Genomic DNA, 13307 nt, shown 5'->3' with positions numbered 1-13307 from the left:
AACAAAAATTGGGGTTACAGGAAGGGATTATGTTGCTTTTCGTACCCGATATTGGTTTCGGGCCCATGCCCGGGGTAGACGGTCACATCGTCCCCGAGTGGGAACAGCTCGTTCTGAATGCTCCGGATTAAGGTATCAAAATCGCCCCCCGGCAGGTCGGTACGGCCTATACTGCCCATGAAGAGTACATCCCCGGCAATCAGAAAACGATCGTTTTCGCAAAAGAACGAGAGGCTTGCCGGAGAGTGGCCAGGCGTGAACAACGCTTTAAGGGAAGTATTGCCAAAGGTGATTACCGCCCCTGCATCAATGAACCGGCCGGGTTCCCCTGCAAAGTTACCGGAAGGCAAAGGAAGACCAAACATGGAAGCAGACTGAGGCGCTGCTTTCAAAACGGGCACCTCACCTTCGTGCATTTCCAGCTCCAGCCCGTAGGTATCCATAACAAACTGGTTGCCAAAGACATGATCAATATGACAGTGGGTATTGATCAGGCGAACCGGCGTCAGCTCCTGTTTTTCGATGGTGGCTTTAAAGGCAGCCCTTTCCTCAGCTGAATAACAACCGGGGTCAAAAATGATGCATTCCCCCGTCTCATCATAGACGATGTAGGTATTTTCCTGGAAAGGGTTAAAAGTCTGTTTGAGTACTTGCGCCATTTTTCGGGGCAAGTTAAATAAAAAAGCCCGGCTGTGGCACAAACGCCTGCATTACCAACAATTCTCTAATCCGGCGGCTCAATCGCAAAAGAAAGTTCGCTGTTTTCCGTTCAAGTTAAATGATAAAGTAGCCTGCGCGGCAAAATTACCCCCCCTTAAAATAAACCGATGGCCCCGTGCGACTGTCTTTATAATGCGTACTATAACATGAAACTACTGCTCCGGCACTGCCCGATGCGCCCAAATCGAATTTTCCATATGCGTACATACCTACTTTCACTGCTTTGTCTCCTGCTATCAGCCACTGTTGTTAACGCTCAGGGCATACAGGTGGAGTTCGGGAAAAACCGCGTGCAGTACCACGATGATTTTGCAGAATGGTCACAGTACGAAAGTGACAACTTTGTAACCTACTGGTACGGTGAAGGGCGCTATATCGGACAGGCTGTAGTACAACTGGCGGAATACGACTTCCAGGAAATCCAAAATGTCCTGGAGCACCGGATCAACGAAAAAATCCAGATTATCGTTTATACAGACCTGACCGATGTCAAGCAGAGCAATATTGGCAGTGAGGATACTTTCGTTAATAATGCAGGGCAGACGAAAATTGTGGGCAACAAAGTTTTTGTCTATTTTGATGGCAACCACCGCAATTTACGCAAACAGGTCCGTGAGGGCATCGCAAGCGTATACCTGAATGCGATGCTGTTTGGTTCCAACATACAAGAGATTGTTCAGAATGCGGTAATGATGAACCTGCCGGTCTGGTTTAAGGAAGGATTGGTGGGTTATGTAGGCGAGCGCTGGAATACAGACCTGGACAACCAACTGCGCGACTATATCCTCTCGGATGAATTCGAGGGCTTTGAGCTGCTTGCTGAGCGGGACCCGAAGCTTGCCGGGCATTCTCTCTGGCACTTTATCGGCCAGCAATACGGAAAATCCCAGGTTTCCAACCTCCTGTACCTTACCCGGATCAACCGGAGCATTGAGAATGGCTTTCTTTATGTCCTGGGTATGCCGTACGAGCGTGTAGGGCTGGACTGGGCTGTTTTCTATAAAGACCGGTACTCGGTGGAAGAACAGCGCCGCGATACGCTTTCCTCCGCCCCTTTGGCTATTAAAAATAAGCGCAACTTACCCGTTACGCGGGCTAAAATAAGCCCGGACGGCAGACAGGTGGCCTACATCATTAATGAGATTGGGAAGCATCAGATATACCTGTATGATATAGCCAAAGGGACTTCAGACCGCATTTTCAAAGGCGGGTTCCGCAATGCCTTTCAGGCTACTGACTACAACTACCCTATCATTGACTGGAACCCCAACGGGCAGGAAATCGCCATTCTCTATGAGAAAAGGGATGTAGCTTACCTCCGCATCCATAATGTTCGTACCGGTAAGCATACCGAAGAGCCATTGTCTTCCGAATATCAGCGGGTATACAGCATGTCCTACGTTAATCCCATCACTATGGTCTTCTCGGCTACCGTCAGAGGGCATTCTGATATCTTCCTTTACTACACCAATACCCGGCAGACTCAACGCATCACGAATGACTTTTGGGATGATCTCGACGCCACTTACGTAGAAATCGACAACCGCCGCGGCATTCTTTTCGCGTCCAATCGTCAGGACACCTTGCTGAAGCAGGAAAAACTGGACAGTATACTGCCCATTGATGATTTTGACCTGTTCTACTACGATTTGGAAGACCGCTCGGAAGAACTGGTCCGGATTACCAATACGCCCTACGCCAATGAGCGGGAGCCGATGGCAGTGGACACCTCCTGGTTTTCCTACCTTAGCGACGCATCAGGTATCTACAACCGGGCTTCAGGTTATCTTGAGGAATACATCCACCACTATGATCAGTTGATTCAACTGGAGGATGGCTCTGAAATAAGGCTGCATGTCGATTCTGCCATGACTAGCCTGGACAGCACGCTAATCGATACCATCATCATAGAGCCTGTGATCAAAAAGCGGGCCGTGACGCAGCCTAATACCAACTACCACCGTAATATCCTTCGGCAGGATAATGCCCGCAGAACCAATCGGGCCGTTCAGCTGGTTTTGGAAAACGGGCAACACCAGCTGCACCTCTTTCAGCCTGCCCCCTCAGATGCCATAAGCAGCGCTGCGGAAACCGGATTCCAGCAACAGCGGTCTGCTGAAGTCAAAAAAGCAACGGTCATTGAACCGAAGAAAAAGCAACAGGCGCCACCTTCCTCAAGGCAGAAACCTGTCATGTCCATTCTGACGGAGTCGGATAGGGTCAGTGTAGACACAGTTCGGGTGGACCAAAGCCGGAGAGATACAGGCAAGGTAGATATTGACAACTACCTCTTCCAAAGCGAGTTTGATGACGAAGAGAGTGAGCCCACCGTCATTATTGTTCAGGAGCCCGAAAACGAAAATGAGCCCGAGCAGGTCAGAATTATTACCAGCGACCGTCAGCTTTCTGATGTCATGAACCGCCCGGGGCTGCGCACTAAAAAGCCTTACGAGTTCCGGTCTTCAAAAATCATTCCTTACCGTTTGGAATTCAGGACCGATTTTGTGACCACACAGCTTGACAACAGCCTGCTTTTCGACGGGCTAAACAGTTTCGCTGCCAACCCCGATGGCTTCAACCTGCCCAATCCCGGCATTTTGCTCAAAGCCAACTTCAAGGACCTGTTCGAAGATTATGAATTTGAGGGGGGCGTGCGGGTACCGACTACCTTCAATGGTACTGAATACTTTGTCACCTTTAAAGACAAAAAACGCCGCCTTGACCGGCAGTACGCCATCTACCGGCGCAATCAGCAATTTTCATCGGAGAGCCTTTCCTTTGTGCCCAGCCGCCGGGAAGTCAACATCCTGCTTGGCCAGTATGGGGTACGCTATCCACTTGATATTTTCCGCAGCCTTCGGGCTACCGGGACCTTACGCCGCGACCGGGTCACTCAGCTTGCTACGGAGCGTAGTTCCCTCCAGGTGCCTACCACCAGTGAACAGCGGGCAGGGCTAAGGCTGGAGTATGTGTTTGACAATACGCTGGATGTGGCGCTCAATATCAAGAATGGCTCCCGTTATAAGATTTTCGTAGAGGGGGTTAAGAAATTCGACCTGGGCTTTACCGATGGAGTTTCTTTTGACTTAGCACGCGGAGCCATGGGTATTGTCGGCTTTGATGCCCGCCACTATCAACGCTTCCTGAAGCACTCTGTGATTGCCCTCCGGGCTGCAGGTGCCACTTCTTTCGGTTCAGAGCGCATGGTGTATTTCCTGGGTGGGGTGGACAACTGGCTGTTCAACAGCTTCAACAATGAAATTCCAATTCCGGCAGCCGGACAAGATATTGCCTTCCAGGCGCTGGCCACCAACATGCGGGGCTTTGACCTCAACATCCGGAACGGCAGCTCTTACCTGCTGTCTAATATCGAGCTGCGGATGCCCATCTTTAAGTATTTTTCGAAGCGGGTACGCTCCCAGTTCTTCCGCAACTTCCAACTGGTTGGCTTCTTTGATGTGGGTACTGCCTGGGAAGGCAATGACCCCTACAGCGAGGAAAATCCGCTGAATACCTCAGTGGTGGACAACAGCGGTCTCGTCTCTGTGAGAGTCAACTATTTCAGAGACCCTATCGTGGCAGGATATGGCGCAGGGGTGAGGGCAATGCTTTTTGGCTACTTCGTACGGGTGGATTATGCATGGGGCATTGAAACCCGTGTGGTTCAGGACCCGATGTTCTATCTTTCCATTGGCACAGACTTTTGATGGTTAATGGCTTATCACAAAAAGTGTTAATACCATGTGAGCATCTTATCTCTCGTGCTGCATTTGCCGGTTTTCGTTATCTGTAGTTCCGTTTATTAACTTGCAGGCTCAAAAGCAGTTGCTATGAAGTTTTTACGCGATTTACGGAGCATTTTGCAACAGAGAAAGAAAGATTCATTGAATCCCATAAACCCTGAGCTGCTGTCTATTCATATCCCAAAGACAGCAGGACGGACTTTCCGGGAAATCCTCAAATCTCAGTACGGGGTGAACGGCGTACTATCTCTTGACCATTATTACCTTACTAAGCAAAATGAACAGCTGGCAGACCATCCCACGGACCGGTACCCTGTGATACATGGCCATTTGCCCTATCGGCAGATTTCAAAGGTAGCACTTCCCTCTTCCAAATACATTACCTGGCTACGGCATCCGGTAGACCGGGTTATTTCAAACTATTATCACTACCGGGATTCGGTTTTTCCTGCTAAACAGAAAAGAAACCCCTCAGCTCAGCTCGTTAGTATAGAGGACTTTATTGAACGCCCTAAGCGCAGAAATAAAATGAGTCAGTACTTGGAGGGAATCGATCTTGAGGCGCTTTTTTTTGTTGGTTTTCAGGAGCAGTTTAAGGAGGACGTGGTCAGACTCGGCCGAAAACTACAGTGGCGCATAAGTGAATTGCCCTTGCAGATGCGCGTTAACGAGAATAAGCGAACCAAACAATCAGCGCCCTCCCTGCCAGAAGAGCTAATCATGAGAATCCGCAAATGCAACGAAAAAGATCTGGCACTATACGAAAAAGCAAAACAACTTTCAGAAAAAGGGTTCTGGAGCTAAAATTACTGCCTAAATGAAGCCATCTCTGATTTCCATACACATTCCCAAAACAGCTGGTCAGACCTTTCTGCAGCTACTCAAACTGGCTTACGGGGAGTAAGAAATACTTCACGTAAACAAAGGTTGGCTGAAGCGAAAGCAGCAAAACATTGAAAACCTTAACCCACACCACTACCAGGTCTTGCACGGGCACCTTCCCTACCGGTCCTTTCTTGCCCATTATCACCATCCTGAAGCTAAATTCATCACTTTCATGCACGATCCGGTAGAGCAGGTCTTGTCCAACTTTCGCTATTACCGAAAAATGAAAGCAGCGCGGCTAAAAACCGGCAAAACCATACGCCACCACTACGACCTGGAAACTTTTATTGAGCTGAAGAAACGGCAAAACGTAATGGCTCGTTTTCTTGATGGGCTGGAACTGACCGACCTCTTTTTTCTGGGGCTGCAGGAACAGTTCGGGCAGGATGTCAGGCTTCTAAGCAATAAGCTATCGTGGGAACTCCCGGAAGCCGCCTTCCAAATTAAAAAGAACCCGACGCCTCCAACGGATGAAACGGATAAGGCGATACGCCAACGCATTGCGGCGCTCAATCAGGCAGATATCCAACTTTACAACCGGGCAGTCGCTTTAAAAGCATCAGGATATTGGCAATAAAAAACAGCTGCTCTCCTATATCAGACAGCAGCTGTCGGGCCTTTGGCATACAAAAGCCTGGTATATTGAAAGTACAGCACGTTAAGCTGTAGCAACTCTAATCTTATCTTTGATGGACTGAATGAGCGCAGGGGAAGGTTTTCGGCGGTGGATCTTGCTCTTGATGAACTCCCGGAAGGATTTTTCCTGACTAAGGACTTTCAGGTAGGCGGGGTTGGATTTGATTTCAATCAGCAGTTCTCGTTCATCACTTTCACTAAGTTCGTTGTCGAGATACATCGTGACTTTTCTGACGAGTTCCTGGTAATTCTGATCTCTCATTGTGATACGTTTTTTACTGTTGGGTAGTCCGCCCGGTCAACGTAAAACAGAGGCTTTGCCAAGATGGCACCGTCACACCACCCGTGCTCACCGGATGCGGGCAGGGTAGCGTATCTGTAAATCGGTGTTCGTGGATAAGGCGTTGCATCTCTTTTCGTTTAAGGATAGCCGGCAATGAAGCCTGAGTGCCATACACAGCAGGCTCCACCAACGGACTACTTTGAGTAGTAGGTTAACGAATTATTTGCGCTTGTCTTTGTAGCCCAAAGACTCAGCGTATGTTTTCAATTGTTCTTTTAGCATATTTCTGGCCCGGTGCAGACGGGAGCGAACCGTACCGATAGGGATATCCACAATTTTGGAAATCTCTTCGTACGTGAACCCTTCCACATCGCAAAGCAGGATTACCACACGGAAATCGACCGGCAATGCATTAATCGCATTGGTCACCTCATCGCCCATCATACCCTGAAACATCTCCTCCCTAAGGTCGTGGTAGGACGTCAGGCTCGAGTCTTCCTCATCATGGTAGTTGATGATCTCCTCATAGTCGACCTGTGTAGGCTGCTTGCTCTTTTTCCGGTACTGATTAATGAAGGCGTTCTTGAGGATACGGAACAACCAGGCTTTGGCATTGGTTCCGGCGTTGTAGCTATCGATAAAACGATAAGCCTTGAGGTAAGTCTCCTGTACAAGATCATTAGCGTCCTCCTCATTATAGGTCAGGTGGTACGCGAAGGTGTACAGGGCATCAATCTGAGGCAGAAATTCTTCCTCGAAAACGTTGCTGTTCGAACTGCTCATCGTAGTTATTTCCTTCGTCTGTACCATAAAGATAGCATTTTTGGGCAACCAGCAAATTCCCGGGCGTTGTAAATCCGTACATTGCCGGCTGAAGCTAAGAAGCTGCAGCACCACTGTTTGTGCTGCATTTTACCCTTCACACGACCATCAACTGAGATCGGAAAAAAAAAGTTTCCGGGGCCGGAAGAAAAATGTCAGCTCCTGCCCTGAGCACCTACAAACCAAGTGCTTGCGGGAACCATTTAAGGGGGCTGTTGTTTCATCGTTCCGAAGCCCGCACCGACATGCCGGCAAACCTAAACCTGATTTTTGCTGGACAAAACCACGATTTTTATGACCTTTACGAGCAAACCATTAAATGTGGACACATTATCTCCCAAGGAAGATCCCACGGCTTCATCCAGAAAGCGTGACCATATTGAACTGGCGTTCCGCTCCCAGGTGGAAAGCGGCACCCTCGACCAGCGTTTCTACTACGAGCCGCTTCTGTCGGGTCACCCGGCAAAAGGCAGCCTCAAGAACTTCCTGTTCCTGGGCAAAACCATGCGCGCGCCGGTATGGGTATCCAGTATGACTGGAGGAACCGACTGGGCCAATACCATCAACCACAATCTGGCCCGGGCTTGTAAAGAGTTCGGAATGGGCATGGGGCTGGGCTCCTGCCGACCTTTGCTTTACAGCAACGAAAGCCTTCCCGATTTTGATGTCCGAAAGGAAATCGGGGATGACCTTCCCCTTTTTGCCAATCTGGGTATTGCCCAACTGGAAGAGCTCATCGACCGCGGAGAATTGTACCGGGTCCGGGAACTGACTGATAAGCTGCAGGCAGATGGCCTCATTATCCACGTCAACCCACTACAGGAATGGCTGCAGCCGGAGGGTGACCGTTTTGTGCGCAGCTCCCTTCAGGTCATAGAAATGGTACTGGAAAAAGTAAACCTTCCCATCATTGTAAAAGAAGTAGGGCAGGGCATGGGCATGGAGAGCCTGCGGGCGCTTATGCAGCTCCCCCTTGCAGCCATCGACTTTGCTGCAAATGGAGGCACTAACTTTGCACGCCTGGAAATGCTCAGGGGCGATGAAGCCAAAGCTGCCATTTACGAACAACTGGCACATGTGGGGCACAGCGCTGCCGAAATGACCCTTATGGCTAATCAGTTACTTGAAGAACTCGGCGACAAAGCCGTCTGCCGGCAGTTCATCATTTCCGGTGGCGTAAGGACTTTTCTCGACGGTTACTATTTGACCCAAAAACTGAATGCACCTGCTATATACGGGCAGGCTTCGAGTTTCCTGCGGCACGCCCGCGGCAGCTACGAAGAACTTCAGGCCTACGTGGCGGCTCAAATAGAAGGTCTTGAATTAGCCAACGCCTTTCTCCGGGTACGATAAAACAACGAATAAGCGGTGCCCGCACCGCTACTTTAACCTACAAACATGCAGGATAAGACGATTTCAGGTTTTTCACGCCTGTCCAAAGAAGAAAAACTGAACTGGATTGCGGAACAGTTTTTCGAAAAACCACAGGAAACCATCAAAGAGCTCAAAAGCTTTTGGCATGAGGATGCTGAGCAGCAGCGTGTTTTTGATGGCTTTAGTGAAAATACCGTCAGCAATCACTTCCTCCCCTTTGGTATAGCCCCCAACTTTGTCATCAATGGAGATGTTTACGCCGTGCCGATGGCGATTGAGGAAAGCTCGGTGGTCGCTGCCGCATCAAGTGCTGCCAAGTTCTGGTCCAAAAGAGGTGGCTTCCATGCCAAAGTATTGTCCACCCGTAAAGTCGGGCAGGTGCATTTCAGTTGGACCGGCAATAGTGCCGCCCTCAAAGCAGCTATGCCCGACATCGAGCAACAGCTCCGGGAGGACACCCGCCACATTACCACCAACATGGAAAAACGGGGGGGTGGTATTCAGGATATAGAGCTGGTGGACCTCACTGCCGAAGAACCCGGTTATTACCAACTGCGTGTGACTTTTGAAACCTGTGACTCCATGGGTGCCAACTTCATCAATTCCGTACTGGAAGAATTCGGCGTGAGCCTGCAGCAAATGGCTGCAACCCATGATCTACTCCGCAGGGAAGAAGCCTCCCTCGACATCATCATGGCTATTCTCTCTAACTACACCCCTGAATGCGTGGTCCGTACCTGGGTGGAATGCCCTGTGGAAGCCCTTGATGCCGCTGGCCAAAATATGGACGCAGCAACCTTTGCAGAGAAGTTTGCCAAAGCCATACGCATTGCTCAGATCGACCCTTACCGGGCCACAACACATAATAAGGGGATTTTCAACGGCATTGATGCGGTGGTACTGGCTACAGCCAATGACTTCCGGGCCATCGAAGCCTGCGGCCATGCCTATGCTGCACGGGACGGCCGCTACCGCAGCCTCAGCAGCTGCACCGTAAAGGATGGGGTATTCAAATTCTGGATGGACCTGCCCCTTGCGGTGGGTACTGTAGGTGGGCTGACCCGCCTCCACCCTATTGCCCGCCTGTCTTTGGAAATGCTGGGCCATCCGAATGCGGAAACCCTGATGATGATCATTGCCACGACCGGGCTCGCACAAAACTTCGCAGCCGTGCGTTCACTCGTCACCACGGGCATTCAAAAGGGGCATATGAAGATGCACCTGCTTAATATTCTCAACCACCTAAAAGCTACGCCGGCGGAGCAGGAGCAGGCTGCGGCATTTTTCGCCGACAAGGTAGTGTCCTTTACCGCGGTGCGCGACTACATCAAGCAAAGCCGCAATAACCGGCTGGTGCCCGAACACTTTTTGAAGAAATAGCAAAACCTAAAAACCATCGAACAAGCGATTCACACTAACGGCAAAGTTCTCCTGACCAGTGAATATGCCGTACTCGACGGCGCACTGGCGCTAGGTCTGCCACTCCGTCGCGGGCAGTGGCTCCGCGTAAGAACCGCACCACAGGCCGCACATCACAGCTGGCAAAGCCGGTTAGCGGATGGCACAACCTGGTTTGAAGGCAAATTCGCTGCCGGAGGAATGCTCTTGCAAGCTAATGACTTGCAGACCGGCAAGCGCCTGGAAACCCTTTTCCAGGGCATCGAAAAACAACGCCCCGGATTTTGGAGCAATCAGCCCTACCTGAACTTCGAAACCCAACTGGAATTCCCCCGGGAATGGGGGCTGGGCAGCAGCTCCACCCTTATTGCCGGTATTGCCCGCTGGGCCGGCATCGACCCTTTTCAACTACTGGAAGATACCTTCGGCGGATCGGGCTACGATATCGCCTGCGCCAACAGTCAGTACCCGGTACTATTTCAGCGCCGGCAGGGACAGCCTTCTTATGTTGAGGTCCCCTACGCACCCGTCTTTGCGGACCACATCTGCTTTGCTTTCCTGGGCCATAAACAGGACAGCAGGGCGGGCATTGCCAGGTACCGCAGCCGGGGCAGTGGCACTGAGAAGCTACGTGACCGTCTTTCGGAACTGACACTGCTTTTCTTACAGGCACGCACTGCTACCGAAGCCACCCTGGTACTCGAAGAACACGAAGCGTTACTTTCCAAAACTTTAGGCTTACCCACTGTAAAGGAAAAGCACTTCCCTAATTTCCCAGGCGTCGTCAAATCGCTTGGGGCCTGGGGAGGCGACTTCGTGATGGCCATTAGCGGGAAGCCCGCGCAGGCAGTGCAGCAGTACTTTAAGGTCAAAGGCTTTGAAACCGTTTTCGGCTATCGGGAGTTTGTTTAGCTTCTAATCTAGTTGTGGCGAGCGCTGAGGCAGGATCACTTTATGGTCTTGATTTGGAATGCAGGTATTGAGCTTTTGCAGTACCTGCTGCAGTGCCGGTACAAATGGCTTATCGTAAGAATAGCAGACTTTGGTCTCACCTTTGTACTGAATTTTCAATTCTGTTTTGAGGGAAGGCCGGGCAACAGGCGTATACGCCACGCAGTCTGTGCCCACAGCCATCAGGCGGTTGCGCTCCGCTTCCTGTACAATCCCGTTGTAGCATGTTTTGGACAGCACCCGATTGACAGACACCTCCGCTTCCGGGTCGTCAAATCCTTCGATGAGAATGGTCAGGGCTTCTCCCTGTAAGCGATATACCCGCAACTGCCTCTGAGGGAATTCCTCCGGCTCCACCGTCTGCCGGATTTCCAGGTAGAAAACGCCCGGCAATGGTGGTTCTCCCTGACCGAACAGTACAGAGCAGGCAAAAAAGAACGCGATCAAAACGGTGCAACAGTATTTCATTCTTCGGTTTTCTGTCAAAACGTTCCGGTCAGAGCGCATGTTCGGATACAGGATTTGCCTGATACCTTGGGCAATTTGGGAATACTTCTTATTTTTGGCTCCGAACAGGATGGCACCGGCCATCTAACGGCAATCAATAACAGAATCAATAATCGAGATATGGAAGCGAATGCAGAAAATAAATCAACAGCGATGGATTGGATCCTTTTCCTGGTATCCACAGCCGTCGTGATCTTGATGCTGATCTTTATGAACGAGTGGTTTTGGGTCGCACTGCCCTTCTCCCTCACCTACCTGGTGAAGGCCCTGCGTGCGATGTAAGAACAGCTTCAGCATTGAAGAGACTGGAACAGCCGGCTTTCCTGTGGGGGAGGTCGGCTGTTTTGGTTTGGGGGGGAGGAGGAGTATGGGTTAAAAAAGCCAGAACATGGCTAAAAAGCAGTCAAACAACAAAGAAGATGCGCCTCCTACAGGGTCGGGCATACCACTTCATTGCCCGTTCAACTGATATTTGACGCCTACAGCGTCAGGTGCCTACCTACGGAAGCACCAGGGCGTGATACGGGGATTCTACAAGTTGACGAATGAGATACAGCTTATGTGGCAGGCCAATGGACCGCTGACGGCTTCAAGTTTGGATTGTTTGATGATAAGATAACCTACTAACAGAAGAGCCGATAGCTGATAAACTGACAACGGCGCAGGAATGTAAAGCACTATTCCCTAAATCAGTGAAACGGCACATTTACTGGTTTTCCCGCCTAGCAAAAACGTATCCCCTCCTCTATAGCTCCGCAACCCCTGGTATAGCAGGAAAACCTGCCGGATCCTGATAAAAAAGGGAAGGCTCCCCTACAGGACTGCTGGCGTAGAGCTTAAACCAAGACCTTGACAGGTGCTCTGCCCCAGCTTTTCCTGGGAACACCTCTTGTATCCCGGCGGAATGACGTAAGGGAAGCCCATGGAGAACCTGCCGGACCCCGGTAAAGACTGGGGGAAAGCGCCCCGACAAGGCTTGCACCCTCCTTGCTTTATTGCCCCAAAAGATTTAATATTGCTATACCCCTGTGGTCAATGCATTCATCGACCACTTCCCCAACTTACAAAATAGACTCATGCTCCTTTGTGGACTCGCAAAGGGTTAATTCTTATTTTGTATGGTTGTTAATAAGAAATCACCGCAGTTGGTTCCGCCAGAGCGGAATGACAGGAAGCGTTATATTGTATTGTTAATGCTGTTGATTGGTAGCGCTGCACTACTTTTTTATAGCAAGGATATTACTAAGCTTTCGCCTGAAAGAAGGCAAAAGCTGGAAAAGGAGCTGGAAGAGCTTGAGAATGCTGAACAGTATGCCTTGGTTGCCGCAAAGGATGGATGGTATAGCTGCTTCAATTGCCCGGGGGAAGTCAAAATTTTTCTTCACCGAGGAGAAGTTTGGAAATATGGCGTGACTAAAAAAGGAGAAAGAGGCAGATACGGAAACTGGCACGTTAATCAAGGTCTTACCTATTTTGTACAATTCCAGGGTTCCTATCAAGAGTGTCTTAAGCAGGAAAAGATTAAAATCTATACTTATGCTCAACTTCCAGAAAATCTAAGACGACAGTATCCATTAATTCGCCCACCAGGCAACAAACGAGATACCTAATGAATACCACTACCACCCGCACTTTCCGCCTCGGCCTGATGGCCGAAGAAGCTGATTTGAAATTTGTCCTTGATGCCCTGACGGAGCTGGAAGATGATTTCAATACCGCAGCACAAGGATTGACCCTGCCTGTTTTATACGTGGTTATTGACCTTCGTATCAATAAAGACAGAGACACCTTTGACTGGGATGAAACCCAAATTGCATGGTATATACCTGTCGAACGGGAGAATGCTTCTGCTGAAAGATTCCGGCAGGCGGTGATCAGGCAGGTGCTGAAGCAATTACAGGAGTGGGAGGAGGTGCCTGCTGCGCTGACCGAAAGGATAAAAAAGCTCAAAGGCGCGTAAGCGGACCGAACGTATTACCAAAAGTTGT

At 50.1% G+C, this 13307-nt stretch carries 13 protein-coding genes; 9 read left to right on the top strand and 4 right to left on the bottom strand.

The window, feature by feature from the left end:
- Window positions 1-14 precede the first annotated feature (14 nt).
- Window positions 15-659 (bottom strand): MBL fold metallo-hydrolase, encoded by a 645-nt coding sequence (locus ACO08I_RS22580; protein ID WP_421947180.1) that lies wholly within the window; start codon window positions 657-659, stop codon window positions 15-17.
- A gap of 258 nt (window positions 660-917) precedes the next feature.
- On the opposite strand from ACO08I_RS22580, the gene ACO08I_RS22575 reads away from it, so the two are divergent.
- The 3 genes from ACO08I_RS22575 (at window position 918) to ACO08I_RS22565 (ending at window position 5925) form a co-directional block, all read left to right on the top strand.
- Window positions 918-4427, top strand: coding sequence for a hypothetical protein (locus tag ACO08I_RS22575; RefSeq protein ID WP_282776247.1), 3510 nt, complete (start codon window positions 918-920; stop codon window positions 4425-4427).
- Between the two features lie 177 nt (window positions 4428-4604).
- Window positions 4605-5267 carry a sulfotransferase family 2 domain-containing protein gene (locus ACO08I_RS22570; RefSeq protein ID WP_421947179.1) on the top strand — a complete coding sequence of 221 codons (663 nt, stop codon included), beginning with the start codon at window positions 4605-4607 and terminating at the stop codon, window positions 5265-5267.
- A 253-nt stretch (window positions 5268-5520) separates the two neighbouring features.
- Window positions 5521-5925, top strand: coding sequence for a hypothetical protein (locus ACO08I_RS22565; RefSeq protein ID WP_421947178.1), 405 nt, complete (start codon window positions 5521-5523; stop codon window positions 5923-5925).
- 81 nt (window positions 5926-6006) lie between these two features.
- Here the strand turns inward: ACO08I_RS22565 and ACO08I_RS22560 are convergent, their stop codons facing one another.
- Both ACO08I_RS22560 and ACO08I_RS22555 read right to left on the bottom strand, forming a co-directional pair.
- Window positions 6007-6246 carry a hypothetical protein gene (locus ACO08I_RS22560; RefSeq protein ID WP_044216043.1) on the bottom strand — a complete coding sequence of 80 codons (240 nt, stop codon included), beginning with the start codon at window positions 6244-6246 and terminating at the stop codon, window positions 6007-6009.
- Between the two features lie 240 nt (window positions 6247-6486).
- Window positions 6487-7077 (bottom strand): sigma-70 family RNA polymerase sigma factor, encoded by a 591-nt coding sequence (locus ACO08I_RS22555; protein WP_044216045.1) that lies wholly within the window; start codon window positions 7075-7077, stop codon window positions 6487-6489.
- 306 nt (window positions 7078-7383) lie between these two features.
- Here ACO08I_RS22555 and ACO08I_RS22550 point away from each other — a divergent pair, with 306 nt between their 5' ends.
- Genes ACO08I_RS22550 through ACO08I_RS22540 form a run of 3 tightly spaced genes read left to right on the top strand, consistent with a single transcriptional unit; the run spans window position 7384 to window position 10773 of the window.
- Complete coding sequence (locus ACO08I_RS22550) at window positions 7384-8442, top strand: isopentenyl-diphosphate delta-isomerase (protein WP_282776252.1); 1059 nt, start codon at window positions 7384-7386, stop codon at window positions 8440-8442.
- A 45-nt stretch (window positions 8443-8487) separates the two neighbouring features.
- A complete protein-coding gene (locus ACO08I_RS22545; RefSeq protein ID WP_044216048.1) occupies window positions 8488-9843 on the top strand; it encodes a hydroxymethylglutaryl-CoA reductase, degradative in 1356 nt (451 codons plus the stop codon).
- A 15-nt stretch (window positions 9844-9858) separates the two neighbouring features.
- Complete coding sequence (locus tag ACO08I_RS22540; RefSeq protein WP_421949730.1) at window positions 9859-10773, top strand: GYDIA family GHMP kinase; 915 nt, start codon at window positions 9859-9861, stop codon at window positions 10771-10773.
- 3 nt (window positions 10774-10776) lie between these two features.
- On the opposite strand, the gene ACO08I_RS22535 is transcribed toward ACO08I_RS22540, so the two are convergent.
- Window positions 10777-11280 carry a hypothetical protein gene (locus ACO08I_RS22535; protein ID WP_282776339.1) on the bottom strand — a complete coding sequence of 168 codons (504 nt, stop codon included), beginning with the start codon at window positions 11278-11280 and terminating at the stop codon, window positions 10777-10779.
- Between the two features lie 192 nt (window positions 11281-11472).
- Here ACO08I_RS22535 and ACO08I_RS22530 point away from each other — a divergent pair, with 192 nt between their 5' ends.
- From ACO08I_RS22530 to ACO08I_RS22520, 3 genes are all read left to right on the top strand, one after another.
- Window positions 11473-11601 (top strand): hypothetical protein, encoded by a 129-nt coding sequence (locus ACO08I_RS22530; protein WP_262501593.1) that lies wholly within the window; start codon window positions 11473-11475, stop codon window positions 11599-11601.
- An 836-nt stretch (window positions 11602-12437) separates the two neighbouring features.
- The gene (locus ACO08I_RS22525; RefSeq protein WP_044216056.1) at window positions 12438-12929 is read left to right on the top strand and encodes a hypothetical protein; all 492 of its coding nucleotides are present in this window, start codon (window positions 12438-12440) and stop codon (window positions 12927-12929) included.
- The gene (locus ACO08I_RS22520) at window positions 12929-13279 is read left to right on the top strand and encodes a hypothetical protein (RefSeq protein WP_282776341.1); all 351 of its coding nucleotides are present in this window, start codon (window positions 12929-12931) and stop codon (window positions 13277-13279) included. The genes ACO08I_RS22525 and ACO08I_RS22520 overlap by 1 nt, the downstream gene beginning before the upstream one ends.
- Window positions 13280-13307: the final 28 nt, after the last annotated feature.

Origin of the sequence: Phaeodactylibacter xiamenensis (assembly GCF_965229835.1) — a bacterium.
Classification (GTDB): domain Bacteria; phylum Bacteroidota; class Bacteroidia; order Chitinophagales; family Saprospiraceae; genus Phaeodactylibacter; species Phaeodactylibacter xiamenensis.
Note: the sequence above shows the minus strand (reverse complement) of the source record. Positions and strands in the feature narration are given on the sequence as shown.

Bases quoted from the DNA above. Each gene is read 5' to 3' on its own strand.
- ACO08I_RS22580 (WP_421947180.1), bottom strand. From the start codon at position 659: ATGGCGCAAGTACTCAAACAGACTTTTAACCCTTTCCAGGAAAATACC.
- ACO08I_RS22575 (WP_282776247.1), top strand. From the start codon at position 918: ATGCGTACATACCTACTTTCACTGCTTTGTCTCCTGCTATCAGCCACT.
- ACO08I_RS22565 (WP_421947178.1), top strand. From the start codon at position 5,521: ATGCACGATCCGGTAGAGCAGGTCTTGTCCAACTTTCGCTATTACCGA.
- ACO08I_RS22560 (WP_044216043.1), bottom strand. From the start codon at position 6,246: ATGAGAGATCAGAATTACCAGGAACTCGTCAGAAAAGTCACGATGTAT.
- ACO08I_RS22555 (WP_044216045.1), bottom strand. From the start codon at position 7,077: ATGGTACAGACGAAGGAAATAACTACGATGAGCAGTTCGAACAGCAAC.
- ACO08I_RS22550 (WP_282776252.1), top strand. From the start codon at position 7,384: ATGACCTTTACGAGCAAACCATTAAATGTGGACACATTATCTCCCAAG.
- ACO08I_RS22545 (WP_044216048.1), top strand. From the start codon at position 8,488: ATGCAGGATAAGACGATTTCAGGTTTTTCACGCCTGTCCAAAGAAGAA.
- ACO08I_RS22535 (WP_282776339.1), bottom strand. From the start codon at position 11,280: ATGAAATACTGTTGCACCGTTTTGATCGCGTTCTTTTTTGCCTGCTCT.
- ACO08I_RS22530 (WP_262501593.1), top strand. From the start codon at position 11,473: ATGGATTGGATCCTTTTCCTGGTATCCACAGCCGTCGTGATCTTGATG.
- ACO08I_RS22525 (WP_044216056.1), top strand. From the start codon at position 12,438: ATGGTTGTTAATAAGAAATCACCGCAGTTGGTTCCGCCAGAGCGGAAT.
- ACO08I_RS22520 (WP_282776341.1), top strand. From the start codon at position 12,929: ATGAATACCACTACCACCCGCACTTTCCGCCTCGGCCTGATGGCCGAA.